This is a genomic window from Streptomyces lacaronensis, from assembly GCF_047337785.1.
Lineage (GTDB): Bacteria > Actinomycetota > Actinomycetes > Streptomycetales > Streptomycetaceae > Streptomyces > Streptomyces lycopersici.
Window position 1 is genome coordinate 3,942,947 of record NZ_JBLHDK010000003.1, and the last position, 16,161, is coordinate 3,959,107.

At 72.1% G+C, this 16,161-nt stretch carries 16 protein-coding genes; 3 read left to right on the forward strand and 13 right to left on the reverse strand.

Features of this window, described 5'->3' with window-relative positions:
• Both ACMTAK_RS16550 and ACMTAK_RS16555 read right to left on the reverse strand, forming a co-directional pair.
• Nucleotides 1-312 (reverse strand): hypothetical protein, encoded by a 312-nt coding sequence (locus ACMTAK_RS16550; protein WP_413806946.1) that lies wholly within the window; start codon nt 310-312, stop codon nt 1-3.
• 132 nt (nt 313-444) lie between these two features.
• Complete coding sequence (locus ACMTAK_RS16555) at nt 445-867, reverse strand: hypothetical protein (protein WP_413806947.1); 423 nt, start codon at nt 865-867, stop codon at nt 445-447.
• 205 nt (nt 868-1,072) lie between these two features.
• On the opposite strand from ACMTAK_RS16555, the gene ACMTAK_RS16560 reads away from it, so the two are divergent.
• Complete coding sequence (locus tag ACMTAK_RS16560) at nt 1,073-2,059, forward strand: LLM class flavin-dependent oxidoreductase (protein ID WP_413806948.1); 987 nt, start codon at nt 1,073-1,075, stop codon at nt 2,057-2,059.
• A 43-nt stretch (nt 2,060-2,102) separates the two neighbouring features.
• Here ACMTAK_RS16560 and ACMTAK_RS16565 read toward each other — a convergent pair whose 3' ends face one another.
• From ACMTAK_RS16565 to ACMTAK_RS16580, 4 genes are all read right to left on the reverse strand, one after another.
• Nucleotides 2,103-3,521 (reverse strand): sugar porter family MFS transporter, encoded by a 1,419-nt coding sequence (locus ACMTAK_RS16565; RefSeq protein WP_413806949.1) that lies wholly within the window; start codon nt 3,519-3,521, stop codon nt 2,103-2,105.
• A gap of 216 nt (nt 3,522-3,737) precedes the next feature.
• Nucleotides 3,738-8,084 (reverse strand): AAA family ATPase, encoded by a 4,347-nt coding sequence (locus tag ACMTAK_RS16570; protein WP_413806950.1) that lies wholly within the window; start codon nt 8,082-8,084, stop codon nt 3,738-3,740.
• Between the two features lie 239 nt (nt 8,085-8,323).
• A complete protein-coding gene (locus ACMTAK_RS16575) occupies nt 8,324-8,530 on the reverse strand; it encodes a hypothetical protein (RefSeq protein WP_037948583.1) in 207 nt (68 codons plus the stop codon).
• A gap of 370 nt (nt 8,531-8,900) precedes the next feature.
• On the reverse strand, nt 8,901-9,182 hold the full coding sequence (locus ACMTAK_RS16580; RefSeq protein WP_201850889.1) for an acylphosphatase: 282 nt from the start codon (nt 9,180-9,182) through the stop codon (nt 8,901-8,903).
• Nucleotides 9,183-9,373: 191 nt separating this feature from the next.
• On the opposite strand from ACMTAK_RS16580, the gene ACMTAK_RS16585 reads away from it, so the two are divergent.
• Together ACMTAK_RS16585 and ACMTAK_RS16590 are read left to right on the forward strand one after the other, a co-directional pair.
• Complete coding sequence (locus ACMTAK_RS16585) at nt 9,374-10,318, forward strand: CAP domain-containing protein (protein WP_413806951.1); 945 nt, start codon at nt 9,374-9,376, stop codon at nt 10,316-10,318.
• Nucleotides 10,319-10,480: 162 nt separating this feature from the next.
• Nucleotides 10,481-10,960: a winged helix-turn-helix transcriptional regulator gene (locus tag ACMTAK_RS16590; protein WP_413806952.1), complete on the forward strand. Its 480-nt coding sequence runs from the start codon at nt 10,481-10,483 to the stop codon at nt 10,958-10,960.
• Here the strand turns inward: ACMTAK_RS16590 and mutM are convergent.
• The 7 genes from mutM to rsmD form a co-directional block, all read right to left on the reverse strand.
• Nucleotides 10,870-11,808, reverse strand: a complete 939-nt coding sequence (gene mutM, locus ACMTAK_RS16595; RefSeq protein WP_413806953.1) for a bifunctional DNA-formamidopyrimidine glycosylase/DNA-(apurinic or apyrimidinic site) lyase — start codon at nt 11,806-11,808, stop codon at nt 10,870-10,872. The two genes, ACMTAK_RS16590 and mutM, sit on opposite strands and share 91 nt — an antisense overlap.
• Nucleotides 11,809-11,934: 126 nt before the next feature.
• Nucleotides 11,935-12,771: a ribonuclease III gene (gene rnc, locus ACMTAK_RS16600; protein WP_413812911.1), complete on the reverse strand. Its 837-nt coding sequence runs from the start codon at nt 12,769-12,771 to the stop codon at nt 11,935-11,937.
• A gap of 19 nt (nt 12,772-12,790) precedes the next feature.
• Nucleotides 12,791-12,964, reverse strand: coding sequence for a 50S ribosomal protein L32 (gene rpmF, locus ACMTAK_RS16605; RefSeq protein WP_037948573.1), 174 nt, complete (start codon nt 12,962-12,964; stop codon nt 12,791-12,793).
• Nucleotides 12,965-12,966: 2 nt separating this feature from the next.
• On the reverse strand, nt 12,967-13,557 hold the full coding sequence (locus ACMTAK_RS16610) for a YceD family protein (protein ID WP_413806954.1): 591 nt from the start codon (nt 13,555-13,557) through the stop codon (nt 12,967-12,969).
• A 239-nt stretch (nt 13,558-13,796) separates the two neighbouring features.
• Nucleotides 13,797-14,870, reverse strand: a complete 1,074-nt coding sequence (locus tag ACMTAK_RS16615; protein WP_413806955.1) for a cell division initiation protein — start codon at nt 14,868-14,870, stop codon at nt 13,797-13,799.
• Between the two features lie 107 nt (nt 14,871-14,977).
• A complete protein-coding gene (gene coaD / locus ACMTAK_RS16620) occupies nt 14,978-15,487 on the reverse strand; it encodes a pantetheine-phosphate adenylyltransferase (protein ID WP_086885393.1) in 510 nt (169 codons plus the stop codon).
• Nucleotides 15,484-16,071, reverse strand: a complete 588-nt coding sequence (gene rsmD / locus ACMTAK_RS16625) for a 16S rRNA (guanine(966)-N(2))-methyltransferase RsmD (RefSeq protein ID WP_413806956.1) — start codon at nt 16,069-16,071, stop codon at nt 15,484-15,486. Before rsmD ends, coaD begins: the two co-directional genes overlap by 4 nt.
• Between the last annotated feature and the right edge of the window lie 90 nt (nt 16,072-16,161).

The window sequence follows — 16,161 nt, forward strand, 5'->3', positions numbered from 1 at the left end:
TCAACCGGCGGTCGGCCCGGCGGTCAGGGCGCGCGCCGCGCCGGAGCCGCCGCCTCTGGCCCACAGCGTGACGTAGTTGTCGTTGCGGCCGGGGCGGCATTTGTACTCCGCCCACTTGTGCCGTTCGACACCGGCCTTGCCCGCGCGCTTGCAGGCCGCGGTGGTGTCGTAGTGCCCCGCCTCCCGCCAGTCGGTGTCGGCGGTCGTGACGGCGTCGGAGGAGGCGGTGGCGGGGGAGGCGGCCGCGGTCCACATGACGGCCCCGGCGCTCAGGCCGAGGGCGATCGCCGTGCGGATTCGGGTAGGGCGCATGGTCGTTCTCCTTGTGTCTCGCCCCGAGCACTACCCGCCACCGCCGCCGTGAAGTGCGCGGATGCCCCGGCCCACCCGAACCGGTGACCTCCTAGCACCCCCGTTTCCATAGCCGGCGCCGGTCTCCGGTGCTCACCCCACGAGCAGCAGTACTGCCACCGCGATCGTCTCCGCCTCTCCGTAAGGCAGTCCGAAGCGCATCAGGGCGAGCATGATGGGCTGCGCGGCCCAGACCTCCAGCGTGTCGAGGAAGTTCGCGAGCCGGTGGGCGTAGCGGCGCACCATGGCGGTCTCGCGGGGGCTGAGCCGGCTGAGCAGCTTGGCCAGCAGAGCGCCCCCGTGGCGGAGGGCGGTCACCAGCAGCCGCTGCCGGATGATCCGCGCCGCTTCGGGGTCGGGACCGGTACCGGCGCCGTCGCCGTCGCCGTCGCCGGAGAACAGCGTGGCCTTGGCGGATTCCAGGGGCCCGGGGTCGCCGGCGGTCTGCCGGACCCGGGTGATGAGGTCGTCGATGTCGGCCGCGGTGATGAGCGATTCCCCCGTGCTGATCGTCACGCGCCCCTCCTCAGTTGGTGTGTGCGGGCTGTGGCCCATGGGGCGGGCCGACCCTCACCTTCGGCCGCCCCGCGTCCCAGGCACATGAGTCATCCGCCCCGGCCGTGCCCGTGCGGTGGGCCGAACGAGCCATGACGGTGGCAATTTGACGGTCCGTCAGATACGGTCCCGGCTGCCGCGCCCCATGACGAAGGAGGACATCCGCATGCCCGTCACGGTCGTACGCCTCAACCTCGTCGATCCCGACGCGACCCCGAGCGGCCTGTCCGAGCGGTACCGCGCCGCGCTGGAGATGGCGGCCTTCGCCGATGAGCGGGGCGTCTCCACCCTCCAGACCGAGGAACACCACGGGTCCCCCGACAACTGGCTGCCCGCCCCGCTGGCCTTCGCGGGCACGCTGCTGGGCGCCACCCGCCGGATCACCGTCACCGTCTCGGCGCTGATCGCGCCGCTGTACGACCCGCTGCGGCTCGCCGAGGACCTCGCCGTGCTGGATCTGGCCAGTGGCGGGCGGCTGATCACGGTGGCGGGGATCGGTTACCGGCCGGAGGAGTACGCGGCCCTGGGCACGGACTGGAAGCGGCGCGGCGCGCTCCAGGACGAGGCGCTGGAGACGCTGCTCGCGGCCTGGACGGGCGAGCCCTTCGAGCACCGGGGCCGCACCGTCCGGATCACCCCGCGCCCGTACACCCGGCCGCATCCGCCGCTGCTGATCGGCGGCAGTTCCCAGGCGGCGGCCCGCCGCGCGGCGCGCCTGGGCCTGCCGTTCTTCCCCAGCGCGCATCTGCCGGAGCTGGAGGCGTACTACCACGCGCGGCGGGAGGAGTACGGCACCGAGGGCTGGTGTCTCATGCCCCCGGCGGCCACCCCGCTACTGCATCTGTCCGAGGACCCGGACCGGGCCTGGGAGGAGTACGGCACCCATCTGCTGTACGAGGCGCGCAGGTACGCGTCCTGGCAGCAGGGCACGGTGCGCTCGGCGGTGCGTTCACGGGCCGAGGACGTGGCGGCGCTGCGCCAGGAGGGCGTCTACCGCATCGTCACCCCGGAGGAGTGCGTGGCGCTGGCGGAGGAGGGCGGCGAGATGGCGAGTCTGGTGCTCCATCCGCTGTGCGGCGGGATGCCGGTCGAGGAGGGCTGGCGGTCCCTGCGGCTGTTCGCGGAACGAGTGCTGCCCCGCCTCAAGAGCTGAGGCGGGGCAGTTCTCCTGTTGCGAGGAGTGGGCGGCGGGGGGGTTAGCCCATCTCCTCCAACGCCTTGCCCTTGGTCTCCGGCACCCACTTGAGGATGAACGGAATCGAGAGCAGGGCGAAGGCCGTGTACATGATGTACGTACCCGACAGGTTCCAGTCCGACAGGCTCGGGAAACTGGCGGTGATGGCCCAGTTGGCGATCCACTGGGCGGAGGCGGCGACGCCGAGGGCGGCGGCGCGGATCTTGTTCGGGAACATCTCGCCGAGCAGGACCCAGACCACCACACCCCACGAGAGGGCGAAGAAGAGCACGAAGGCGTGGGCCGCGATCAGCGCCAGGACACCCTCCGCGTGCGGCAGCTTGCCGTCCACCAGGTGCGCCGAGAAGGCCCAGGCCACCAGGCCGAGCGAGACGGCCATGCCCACGGAACCGATGAGCGCGAGCGGCTTGCGGCCGACCCGGTCGACGAAGATCATCGCAATCACGGTGCCGAGGATGTTGATGATCGACGTGGTGAAGGAGTAGAAGAACGAGCTGCTCGGGTCGACGCCGACGGACTGCCACAGCGTCGAGGAGTAGTAGAACGCCACGTTGATGCCGACGAGCTGCTGGAAGACCGAGAGCCCGATGCCGATCCAGACGATGGGCAGCAGCCCGAACCGGCCGCCGAGGAGGTCCTTGAAGGTCGACTTCTCCTCGCTGCGCATGGCGTGGTCGATCTCGGCGACCCGCACATCGAGGTCCACGGTCTTGCCCTCGACCTCCTCCAGGACCTGCTTGGCCTGGGCGGTCCGGCCGACGGAGATCAGGAAGCGGGGCGACTCGGGGATGGCGAAGGACAGCAGCCCGTAGAGGACGGCCGGGATGATCATGACGCCGAGCATCCACTGCCATGCCTCCAGGCCGGCGATCTGCCCGCGCTGGTCGCCGTCGGCGAGGTTGAGGATGCCCCAGTTGACGAGCTGGGAGATGGCGATGCCGACGACGATCGCGGCCTGCTGGAACGAGGCCAGCCGGCCGCGGTAGGCGGGCGGGGCGACCTCGGCGATGTAGGCCGGGCCGATCACCGAGGCCATGCCGATGCCGACGCCGCCGAGCACCCGCCAGAAGGCCAGGTCCCACAGCGAGAAGGGCAGCGCCGAGCCGACCGCGCTGATCGTGAAGAGGGCGGCGGCGATCTGCATGACGCGGATCCGGCCGATCCGGTCGGCTATCCGGCCCGCGGTGGCGGCGCCGATGGCCGAGCCGATCAGGGCGATGGCCACGACCTGGGCGAGGGCCGCGGAGCCGATGTCGTACTTGCCGCGGATGGCTTCGACCGCTCCGTTGATCACCGAGCTGTCGTAGCCGAAGAGAAAGCCGCCCATCGCGGCGGCTGCGGTGATGAAGATGACATGGCCGAGGTGCTCCGGCTGGGCCTTGCGGCCCTCGGCTCCCTGTGCCTGCACGGTGGTGGACAACGTGAACTCCTGACGCCCGCCCGGCAACGGCGCCGGACGTGGGGGGACGGCTGACCCTTCCAGCGGTCGCTGCTGAGGCGTCGACCACCACTTGAAGGTAAAAGCAACGTTGCAGAGACTATTCCTTCAAGTTTCGAAGTCAATAGGGTGTGACGAAGAAATCGCCCCAGCATGCCGACACGCAGGAGCAAGTCTTGACTTCAAGTATTGAAACGGTCACCGCAGGCGCTGGCTGATGACCTTCGAGACACCGTCGCCTTGCATGGAGACGCCGTACAGCGCGTCGGCGACCTCCATCGTCCGCTTCTGGTGGGTGATCACGATCAGCTGGGAAGCCTCCTGGAGCTCCTGCATGATCCGGATCAGCCGCTGCAGATTGGTGTCGTCGAGCGCCGCCTCGACCTCGTCCATCACATAGAACGGGCTCGGCCGCGCCTTGAAGATCGACACCAGCAGGGCCACGGCGGTCAGCGAGCGCTCACCGCCCGAGAGCAGCGACAGCCGCTTGACCTTCTTGCCCGGCGGCCGGGCCTCCACATCCACGCCCGTGGTCAGCATGTTCTCGGGGTCGGTCAGCACCAGCCGCCCCTCCCCGCCCGGGAACAGCCGCGAGAAGACGCCCTCGAACTCGCGCGCGGTGTCCCGGTAAGCCTCCGTGAAGACCTGCTCGACCCGCTCGTCGACCTCCTTGACCACCTGGAGGAGATCGGCCCGGGTCTTCTTGAGATCCTCCAGCTGCTCGCTCAGGAACTGATGCCGCTCCTCCAGCGCCGCGAACTCCTCGAGCGCCAGCGGATTGACCTTGCCGAGCTGCTGATACGCGCGCTCCGCGGCCTTCAGCCGCTTCTCCTGCTGCGCCCTTACGTACCGCCCCGGCTGGTTGCGCGGATGGTCCGGAGCCTCCGGCAGCACCTCGCCCTCGGCGGGCGGGGACGGCGGGACGAGCTGGTCGGGGCCGTATTCGGCGATCAGCCCGGCCGGTTCGACACCCAGCTCCTCCAGCGCCTTGGTCTCCAGTTGCTCGATCCGCATCCGCTTCTCGGCGCCCAGCACCTCGCCCCGGTGCACCGAGTCGGTCAGCTTGTCCAGCTCGCCCTTGAGATCACGCCCCTGGCCGCGGGCGGCGTCCAGCTCCCGCTCCCGCTCGGCCTTGGCGCGCTCCGCGGCGTCCCGCTCCTGCTCGGCCCGTACCAGCGACACCTCGACATGCGCCAGCAGCTGGCGGGCGCCGGAGGCCACGGCCGACGCCACCTCGGCCTCATGGCGCAGCCGGGCGCGCCGCTGCTCGGCGCGTGCCCGGACCTCGCGCTCGGCGCGCGCGCCCCGGTCGAGCGCGTCGGCCCGCCCCGCGAGCCCCTTGACGCGCTCCTCATGCGTACGAACCTGGAGCCGCGCCTCCATCTCGGTCTGCCGGGCGTTGGCGCCGTCGGCCGCCAGCCGGTCCCGTACGGAGGTGTCGGGCTCCTCCTCGCCCGGCTCCTCCTCCGCCACGGCCAGCCGTTCGGCGAGCTCCTCGGCCTCCTCGGTGGCCCGCTCCAGCGCCTCCTCGGCCCTGGCGACCGCCGCGGTGCTCCGCTCGGCCTCCCCGGCGGCCCCGCGCGCCTGCCCGGCCAGCCGGCCCAGCGACTGCGCGACCCGCGACTTCTCCCGGTCCGCCGCGCTCCGGCGGCCCGCGAGCTCCTCGACGAGCGCCAGGCACTCGGCCCGCCGCTCCTGCGCCGCGCGCTGCGCCCCGGCCAGCTCCTCGCACCGTACGGCGAGCCGCTCGAGCTCGGCCGCGGCCTCGTCGACGGACGCCTGCACCTCCAGCAGCGTGGGCGCCCCGGCGGACCCGCCCTGCGCGAAATGCGCCCCGAGCAGATCGCCCTCGGCGGTCACGGCCGTCAACTCCGGCCGCCGCGCGAGGAGTTCCTCGGCCTCCTCCAGGCTCCCGACCACCACCATGCCGTCGAGCAACCGCCTTACGGCGGGCAGCAGCCCCGCGGGCCCAGCCACCAAGTCCGCCACCCGCGGCAACGCTTCGACGGCCGCGGCCCTCCCGCCCGGCTCGCCCCCGGGTCCGGCACCCGGTACGGTCGCCTCTCCCCCGGCGGGCTGCGGCACCCGGGCGGAAACGACCGCCGCGGACGCCCCACCGGCGGCTGCGACCGCGGCACCGGACTCCGAAGCGGCTGGGGCGCCGTCAGACGCCGTATGGGGATCGCGGCCCTCGTCCCCGGACGCCCCCGGCACCATGGGCCGGTCCGCGCCGGGCCCCGCGGACGCGCTCGCGGCACCCGTGTCACCCCTGCTCGCGTCGTCGGCGCCCGGCGCGTGTGTGCCCGGGACGGCACCGCCCCGCGCGTCGGGGGACGCTCCCGCGGCATCGGTGACGACCTGCGCGGACCTCGGCGCGGTACCCCAGGAGTCCGCCCCGCCGGGCCGAGAGCCGTCATCGGAGCCGGAGGACCCGGCTACCGGACCGTCCGGGGACCGCGTGCCCGGTACGGCGGCGGCACCGTCACCCACGTCCGGGGATCGACCAGCCCAGCCGTCCGGCGGGGGCGCGGCAGCCGGGGAACCCGCCCCGGCCGTGGGCGCTTCGGCATGCGCACCCGGCGCCCCGTCCGCTTCCGAACCGCCGGGCTCCGGCGCGAAGGGGGGAGCGGGGGAACCGGCCGCTGCCGGGGCCGCTGCCGATCGCGACGGGTTCAGCTGACCCGGCCCGCCCGGCGCCGTCCCTTCGGCGCGCGTCCCCGGCACCAGGGCGGCGCCGCCTGGGCCGGGCTCACCGGAGGCGGTTCGCGGTGCGCCGGAACCGCCCGGCTCCGAGGCGGCGGCCGGGGGCTCCGCGCCGTCGGGGGCGGTCGTGGTCAGCAGCAGGGCGGCGCGGCCGGCGTCGTCGGCGCGCAGGAGGCGGATCGCCTCGGCGGCCGCGTGGGGGCCGCTGACGGCGATCGCGTCGGCGGCGGCGCCCAGGGCCGTGGCGACCGGGACCTCGAAGCCCGGGGTCACGGTGAGGAGTTCGGCGGCGGGGCCCAGGAGTCCGCCGAGGCGGTCGGCGGCTGCCATAAGGGCGCCCGTGCCGTCCTTACGGCGCAAGCCGAGGGCGAGGGCGTCATGCCGGGCGGAGGTGGCCGCGCGCTCGCGTTCGGCGGCCGTCGCCGCCTCGCGGGCCGCGCTCAGCGCGGCCTCCGCCTCGGCGAGCTCCCGCTTCGCGGCCTCGTGGCGCTCCGCCAATTCCACGTCGTCCGCGTCGAGTCCGTCGACCTCCGCCTTGAGCTGCTCGTACTCCTCCTGTGCGGCGACCGCCCGGGTCTGTGCCTCGTCGCGGGAGGCGGCCAGCCGCTCGATCTCGGCGCGGGCCGAACCGGCCCGGCCGCGCGCGGCGTTCACCTGGCCCTGGAGGCGGGCGAGCCCTTCGCGGCGGTCGGCGATGGCGCGGGCCACGTCCTTGAGGCGGCGTTCCTCCTCGGCCAGGCTCCGCTCGAGCTCGGCCCGGTGCTCCACGGTGTCGTCCAGCGCCCGGCTCGCCGCCTCCAGGGCGGCCTCCAGCTCGGCCTCCTGCTCCCGGATGCGGGCCGCCTCGCGCTCCATGTCCTCGGGGTCGCGGCCGCGCCGCTCCTCCCCGGGGGCGGAGGTGGCGCTCTTGACCCGGGCGTCCGCCAGGCTGATCGTGCCGCGCACCCGCTCGGCGAGCTGCGAGAGCTCGTACCAGGTCTGCTGGGCGTCCCGGAGCCGGGGCGCGAGCCGCCGCACCTGTTCCTCCAGCGCCGCCTCGCGCTGCTGCGCGGCGCGCAGATCGGTCTCGGCCGCCTCCTTGCGCCGCTTGAGCTCGGCCTCGTCGGCGACCTCGGCGCGCAGCGCCTCGCGCAGGGTCACCAGGTCGTCGGCGAGCAACCGCAGCCGGGCGTCGCGCAGGTCGGCCTGGATGACGGCGGCCCGCCGGGCCACCGCGGCCTGCCGGCCGAGCGGTTTGAGCTGGCGGCGCAGCTCGTCGGTGAGGTCCTGGACGCGGGCGAGGTTGGCCTGCATCGCGTCCAGCTTCCGCAGCGCCTTCTCCTTGCGCTTGCGGTGTTTGAGGACGCCCGCGGCCTCCTCGATGAAGGCGCGGCGGCCGGTCGGGTCGGCGTGCAGCACCCCGTCGAGCTGGCCCTGCCCGACGATGACGTGCATCTCACGGCCGATGCCGGAGTCGGAGAGCAGTTCCTGGATGTCCAGCAGCCGGCAGGTGTCCCCGTTGAGCTGGTACTCGCTGCCGCCGTTGCGGAACATGATCCGCGTGATGGTGACTTCGGCGTAGTCGATGGGCAGCGCGCCATCGGCGTTGTCGATGGTGAGCGAGACCTCGGCGCGGCCGAGCGGGGGACGGCCGGTGGTCCCGGCGAAGATGACGTCCTCCATCTTGCCGCCGCGCAGGGACTTGGCACCCTGTTCGCCCATGACCCAGGAAAGTGCGTCCACGACATTGGACTTGCCCGAGCCATTGGGGCCGACGACGCAGGTGATGCCCGGCTCGAACCGGAGCGTCGTGGCGGAAGCGAAGGATTTGAACCCTCGCAGGGTCAGGCTCTTGAGATGCACGCCTTTGGACTCTACCCGCCGCGCTTCCTCCCGTACCGTCCCATGACGGTGGCGCGGCGCACCCGCCCCGGCTTTTTCTCCGTTTCAGCAATGATCGGTTTCACCGCTGGGAGAGAGGGGCACATCAGTCGGTAAGGGTGGCTCGGAGGCACACTGGGGATACGACGAAGGGACGCCGAAGCGTCCCTTGAAGATTCTCAAGCGGCTGACGATGCAGCCCGACCGGCCCTGGGGCTGGGTCAGGCGAGCGCAGGCTCCGCCTGGGATACGTCGATGCTTTCGAGCAGCGAGTCGCCGTGACGAGCGGCGGCGGACAGCGCGTCGTTCTCGGCCTGAATCCGGACGATCTCGGATTCAAGGTCCTGAACGCGCTGCTGAAGCCGTCGCATCTCGGCGAGGACTCGGGGGTCGGAACCGCCGACGTAACCGAGAAGCGCCTTTGCCATGATGGATGGTCCTCCACACTGAGTGACCGACCGAAGCGGTGTGGGTCGTGAGGGATTTGCACCCGCGATGCCTGCCAAATTACTACCGTGCTGCGCGGCAAACAGTTAAGGTGCGCGGGGCTTCCAGCGTCTCACCAATTGGTTTGAGGGTCAACACGATCACACGCCGACGGGCCCGCAGGGGCCGAGAGCACACTGACGGCGGACGGTCCCGCCCCTCTCCAGATGACCCATCGCGGTCGGGGATCTTTCGTGACTCCGCAGCCTTCCATGGCGCGGCCCCGTTGGCAACCATCAGCCGATTTCTGCTCACCGTGCGCAGGGAAGGCGTGGTCAGAGGGGGGCGCGAAGGGCGTCTCCGGTGAGTTGATCAACGGATCTCGAAGGCGTCGTAGCCGCCGCGAGGTGTGTCCCAGATCTCGGTGATTCCCTCGACTTTCCCGGGCGTGTCGCCATCCCGGAGCCATTCGAGCAGCTGTTCGCATTCCGCACGCGGGCCCTCCGCGACCACCTGCACCCGCCCATCGGCGAGGTTGGACGCAAAGCCGACGAGGCCCCCGATGCGCAGCGCGTTGGCCCGGGTGTACCAGCGGAAGCCGACGCCCTGGACGCGGCCGCGGACCCACACGGTGAGGCGGACTCTTTCGTTCATATGCGCACGCTAACCCCCCGTCCGAGCAGCCGCTAAACCATCGAATTGCCCAGTAGGCAGGCGCGTTGGGGCCCGAATGGCGTACAGTCCCGGCTCAACAGGACTCACCCACACGAGTGATACATGGCTCGCGCACACGAGTGACACATTTCGAGCGACATTTGACGCCGAGCACACAAGGAAGGCAGGAGATGGGCCGCCATCGACGATCTGCCCCCGGTACCCCGGCGCAGGTGGCCGCCGCAGGCCGCCACCGGGGACCGCACCGGAGCCCCCTCGCTCCGGTCCGGACCGGACTGTTGGGCGTGTCCGCCGCTGTCGCGGTCGGCGCCGTGGCGATGGCCTCCGGACTCGGTCCGAACGGCTACGAACTCGGCGGGGGCAACGACTCCGCCGGACAGGTCCAGGCGGGCGGTCCCCCGGACTCCGGCCTGGAGACACAGGGCTCGCAGTCCGCGGCCCCCACCGATCGCGGCACGGTGCCGCCCAGCCGTGGTGACGATCGCCCTCACGCACCCTCCACAACTCCCTCCAAGACCCCCGCCAAGCCCTCCGAGACGCCCTCCACCACCCCGCCGGAGCAGCCGGGGCCCTCCCAGCCCTCCGGGAACGACCGGCCCGGCGGAAACGGCAAGGGCAAGGGAAGCGACAACAGCAACGGCAAGGGCGGCGCGAACGGCGGCGGGCACGGCAAGCCGTCGCAGACGCCCTCGACGGAGCCGACCGCACCCGAACCCCCGGCGGAGTCGGCCGGACCCGAGACCGCCTCGGAGGCCGAAGTCCTCACCCTCGTCAACAAAGAGCGCAAGAAGGTCGGCTGCGACCCCGTGACGGCCGACTCCAAACTCGCCCAGCTGGCCGAGGACTTCAGCGAGGACATGTCCCTGCGACAGTTCTTCGACCACATCAACCCCGACGGCGACAGCCCCTGGGAGCGCGCCGAGGGCGCGGGCATCCTGGACCTGGGCGGGGAGAACATCGCCCGCGGCCAGTCGGACGCACAGTCCGTGATGGACTCCTGGATGAACAGCTCCGGCCATCGCGCCAACATCCTCAACTGCTCGTTCAAGCGACTGGGTGTCGGCGCGCACTTCGGCGACGGCGGCCCCTGGTGGACCCAGGACTTCGGCTACTGAGCCACCGAGGGGAGCCCCCGAGCGGGCCTCCGCATCCGGCCAGGTAGGAAAGCCCGGGGCGCACGAAGGCGCCCCGGGCCTCCACATGCCCGTACGAGCAGCACACTCACCAGCCGAAAGCGCGACCCTGGAGTCAGCGCTGAGTGCGCGTATGGTGTGGGTATGGACAGTGAACGCACTGGCGGGGCGTCCACCACGGTGGACGCGGAGAACCTGGCCTTCGACGTGTTCGCCCGCGCCTGCCCCTCACGCGGCACGCTGGAGCACGTCACCGGCAAATGGGGCGGCCTTATCCTGGGCGCGCTCCACGACAGCACCTTCCGCTTCAACGAACTGCGGCGGCGGGTCGACGGCGTCAGCGAGAAGATGCTGTCCCAGACGCTGCACGCACTGGAGCGCGACGGTCTGGTGCACCGCGAGGCGCAGCCGACCAACCCGCCCCGGGTGGACTACCGGCTGACCCCACTGGGCAGCGCGGTCGCCGAGCGGCTGCTGGCCCTGATCCATCTGGTCGAGGACCGGATGCCCGAGGTGCTGACGGCCCGGGAGCGCTACGACACCACGCGCGCCGGGAGGGGCGAGGCGGCGGCCGTGCCGGACGCCGGACGGGCCCCCGTGGTGGTCGGGCGCGGCGGGCGCTGACAGCGCGGGCAGAAGTAGCTGGAGCGGTTCATCCAGGGGCGGCGGCGCATCGCGGTGCCGCAGCGGCGGCAGGGCTCGTCCTCCCGGCCGTAGGCGTCCAGGGAGCGCTCGAAGTACCCCGACTCGCCGTTCACATTCACATAAAGGCTGTCGAAGCTGGTGCCGCCGACGGCGAGCGCGGCGGTCATCACCTCGCGCACATGGTCCAGGAGTTCGGCGGCGCGCGGCCGGGCGAGGGTGGCCGTGGGCCGGTCGTAGTGCAGCCTGGCGCGCCACAGCGCCTCGTCGGCGTAGATGTTGCCGACCCCGCTGATCAGCGACTGGTCCAGCAGCGCGCGCTTGATCGTGGTGCGGCGGCGGCGCAGCGCGAGATGGAACGCGGCCTCGTCGAAGGCGGGGTCCAGCGGGTCGCGGGCGATGTGCGCGATGGCGTCCGGCAGCCCCTCCGGATCGCCGGGGACGGTGTCGTGCAGCGAGAGCCCGCCGAAGGTGCGCTGGTCGACGAAACGCAGCTCGGTGCCCGCGTCGTCGGCGAAGCGGACCCGGATGCGCAGATGCTTCTCGTCGGGCGCCTCGGCCGGCTGGACCAGCAGCTGCCCGCTCATCCCGAGGTGGGCCAGGACGGACTCGGCGGGCGCGTCGTCGTCGAACGGCAGCCACAGGTACTTGCCGCGGCGCCGGACGGTCCCGGCGCGGCGGCCCCGGAGGCGGGCCGCGAAGTCCTCCGCGCCGCCGAGGTGGCGGCGGACCGCGCGCGGGTGCAGGACCTGGACCTCGGCGACCGTACGGCCGCTGACCCAGCGCTCCAGTCCGCGGCGGACCACCTCGACCTCGGGCAGCTCGGGCAACGGGGGCCTCCTCAAGCCTTCGAGCCCTCACCGCCCCCGGGCGGAACGACCCGGGCGGGCCGTCCGCCGCGGGGGCGGTGAGAGGCGTTACGGACGTGATGGACGGTGCGGGTCGGGGAAGGCCGATCAGCGTGCCGGGGAGGCCGTGTCGGCGGCGGCTCCGCCGTCCACCGCCGTGCCCGCGGTTCCGGCGTCGGCCGCCTTGGCCTTCGCCTGGGCCTCGTCGGCAGCCGCGCGGATGGCGCGCCAGGCGGCCTCGGCCGCCTGCTGCTCGGCTTCCTTCTTGCTGCGGCCGGTGCCGGTGCCGTACGCGACACCACCGACGCGGGCGGCAGCCGTGAAGGTCTTCTCGTGGTCGGGACCGGTCTCGGAGACCAGGTATTCCGGGACCCCGAGGCCCTCGGTGGCGGTCAGCTCCTGGAGGCTGGTCTTCCAGTCCAGGCCTGCGCCGAGGTTCGAGGACTTCTCGATCAGCGGGTCGAAGAGCCGGTGGACCAGCTCCGCGGCGGCGTCGAGCCCCTGGTCGAGATAGACCGCGCCGATCACCGCTTCAAGGGTGTCGGCGAGGATGGAAGCCTTGTCCCTGCCGCCGGTGCCCTCTTCGCCCCGGCCGAGCCGGATGAAGGCGCCGAGGTCGAGGCCGCGGCCCACCTCCGCGAGCGCGCGCGAGTTGACCACCGCGGCCCGCAGCTTGGCCAGCTGGCCCTCGGGCAGGTCGGGGTGGATGCGGTACAGCGTGTCGGTGACCACCAGGCCGAGCACCGAATCCCCGAGGAATTCCAGCCGCTCGTTGGTGGGCAGCCCGCCGTTCTCGTACGCGAAGGAGCGGTGGGTCAGCGCACGCACCAGAAGGGCGGACTCGAGCTGGTACCCGAGCCGCCCTTCCAGGATCGTGTGAGACGAGGCCGTGTCCGCCTGGGCCGCTTCACCGCGCTTGCGCGGGGGCGTGGTGGCGTCCGACATAGAGCCTGTCACCCGCCGATCAGACCTCGAGGACCTGGCGGCGGTTGTAGGTGCCGCAGCTCGGGCACGCGATGTGCTGCTGCTTCGGCTCGTGGCAGCGCTCGCACGCCACCAGGTTGGGGACCGCAGCCTTCCACTGCGACCGGCGGTGGCGCGTGTTGCTGCGCGACATCTTCCGCTTCGGAACAGCCACGGCTACTTCTCCTGTGAGTCATCCCCGCGCTCGCGGGGTGCGTTGTCCTTCTCGCCGTCCCTCATGGTCTCGGCGAGTCCCTGCAGTGCCGCCCAACGGATGTCGGCGGACTCGTGGTGGTGGCCGGGGTCGTCCGCGAGCCGGGCGCCGCAATCGGCGCACAGCCCCGGGCAGTCCTCCCGGCACACCGGCTGCAACGGCAGTGCGAGCACCACCGCGTCGCGCAGCACGGGCTCGAGGTCGAACAGGTCGGCCTCGAGGAAGAGCATGTCCTCCTCCTCGGCGTCGTCGCCGGTATCCGCTTCGCGGCTCCGGTCGTCGGCGTCGGGGTAGGAGTACATCTCCTGGAAGTCCACTTCGAGCTCTCGCTCCAGCGGCTCCAGACACCTTACGCACTCCCCCGTGAGCGGCGCACGGGCGGTGCCTGTGACAAGCACCCCTTCCATGACCGACTCCAGGCGGAGGTCCAGCTCGATCGTCGCGCCCTCCCGCACCCCGATGACCTCGATGCCGAGGCCCTTGGGCGCCACCACGGAGCGGGAGACCCTTTTGAGCGCACCAGGACGACGGCCCAGCTCACGCGTGTCGAACACGAGAGGGGCGCGGTGGTCGAGGCGGGCGTTCAGGGCTTCCTGCTTTCTACGCTGCGGCGGGCCACCCGATCCATTACGAAACAGGCAGCCGAGATCGCGGACGTACGCGCGACCGAAGGGCCAGGATACTGGACGGGCCGCCGTAGACCCAATCCGCCCGGTGGGGAAGGGGTTCTGGCGGCCGGTGGCGAGCGGGCGGGGAACAGCCCGCCACAGGCGTCAAGACCCGTCGGACACCGCTAGCGGCCCTGCTCGTACTGGCGGAGCTGATCGAGGTCGATCATGCTCGTGTCGAACAGGCTGGTCTCGTCGAGCGCGGCGCCCGGCTGCTGCTGATGGTGCTGGGGCGGCTGCTGGGGCTGCTGGGGCACGTAGGCCGCGTTCGGGTCGTAGCCCTGGGCCTGGGCCTGCTGCTGCCAGCCATAGGCGTCCTGCTGATAGCCGCCCTGCGCGGCGTACGGGTCCTGCTGGACGTACGCCTGCTGGTAGCCGTACGCATCCTGCTGCTGGTAGTTCGCGGTGGCGGCGTAGTACGCGGCGTCGGCGGCCGCCTGGTCGGGCGGGGCGACGGGCTGGACGAGGTCCGCCTGGGACTGGGCCAGATCCGCCAGATAGTCGTCGTCGGTGGTCCGCAGGGCCATCCCGGCCTCGTCCTGGGCCGCCATATGGGCGCCGAGCTCATCGGCGGGCCGGGCCCCGAGCAGCTTCTGGCGGCCCCGGCCGACCGCCTCCAGGGTCTTGGCGAGGACCGCCGAGACGGCCCCCAGCTTGGTGTCCACGTACTCGTCCGCACGGTGCCGCAGAGTGGCCGGGTCGGCGCTGCGCTCCGGGCCCTCCTCGGGCTGCCCGAGACCGTCCTCGGCGCCGGGGGCGCGGCCGAGCAGCTTCTCCCGGCCGCGGTCGACCGAGCCGATGGTCTTGGTGAGCACGACCTCGAAGTTGGCCAGCTTGCTGTCCACGTAGTCGTCGGCCTCGACGCGGATCTCCTCGGCCTCCCGGCGGGCCTCGGTGAGGATCCGGTCGGCCTCCTCCTGGGACTTCCGCACCAGCTCGGTGTCCGAGATCAGCGAGGCGCGCTGGGCGTGCGCGGACTCGATGATCCGCTCGGCCTCCCGGTGGGCCTCCTCGACCATCTGGTCCCGGCCGCCGATCAGCTCCTGGGCGTGGGCCAGGGAGTCCGGCAGCGCCGCGCGCACCTCTTCGAGCATGGCGAGCAGCTCGGCGCGGTTGATCACGCACGAGGCCGACATGGGCATGGACCGGGCGCCGCCGACGGTATCGACGATCTCGTCGAGCTTCTTCTGCACGTCCACTGTGGGTGCTCGCAGACTGTCTGGATGCGGATGGGGACGGGACACGAACGGGACGACTGTACGGCCAGCGGGCGCCTCCCGGACAGCCACTGACGCCCCGTCAGCCGCTACTTCCGGCCGAGCCGCTCGGCGAGCGCCTCCAGGACCAACGGGGGCACCAGGTGGGAGACGTCGCCGCCCCACGCCGCGACCTCCTTGACCAGGCTGGAGGAGAGGAAGCTGTAGGTGGGGTTGGTGGGCACGAACAGCGTCTCCACACCGGAGAGGCCGTTGTTCATCTGGGCCATCTGCAACTCGTAGTCGAAGTCGCTGACGGCCCGCAGCCCCTTGACGATCGCGGGGATGTCCCGCTGCTTGCAGAAGTCCACCAGGAGGCCGTGGAACGCCTCCACCTGAACGTTTCCGTACTCCTCCGTGGTCTGGCGGAGGAGATCGATCCGCTCATCCACTGTGAACAGGCCCTGCTTCGACTTGTTGATCATCACGGCGACGTGCACGACGTCATAGAGCTTGGAGGCACGGGCGATGATGTCGAGGTGTCCATTGGTGACGGGGTCGAACGACCCCGGACAGACTGCGCGGCGCAACGGAAGTTCCTCGCTCTCGGGTCCGGTCATGACGCGTCCTCGCACGTCGAGGCGGCGCGACCGTACCAAAGCGTGCCCTCCCCGTAGCGACGGGCCCTGAGCCCCTCGAATCCGGCAGGCCACACGAACTCCCCACCTCGTGTGCTCCGCTCAACGGTGGCCAGCGCGCCGGGCGCGAGCCAGCCCTTCCCCAGGAGTGTGAGGAGTATCTCGCGGAGTTGGCCGTCGGTGACCGCGTAGGGCGGATCCAGGAAAACGACGTCGTACGGGCCGGTGTCGGGGGCCTGTCCGGCGATGGTCTGTTCGGCCTTGCCGGTGCGCAGCTCCGCGCCGGGCAGACCGAGGGTGCGGACGTTCTGGCGGATCGTGCGGGCCGCCCGCGGGTCGGACTCGACCAGCAGCGTGTGGACGGCGCCGCGGGACAGCGCCTCCAGGCCGACCGCGCCGGAGCCGCCGTACAGGTCCAGGACGCGGACCCCGTCCAGCGAGCCGAGCAGCGACTCCCAGGTGGAGAACAGGCCCTCGCGCGCCCGGTCCGAGGTGGGTCGGGTGCCGTTTCCCGGCGGCACGGCCAGGCGGCGGCCGCCGGCCGCTCCGGCGATCACGCGGGTCATGGGTGGGGGCCGTCCTTCGCGGTGGTCGGGGCAGCGGCGCCGGGTGCCCGTCCGGGCGGGGCCGCCGCATCTCCACGATATGGCGTACGG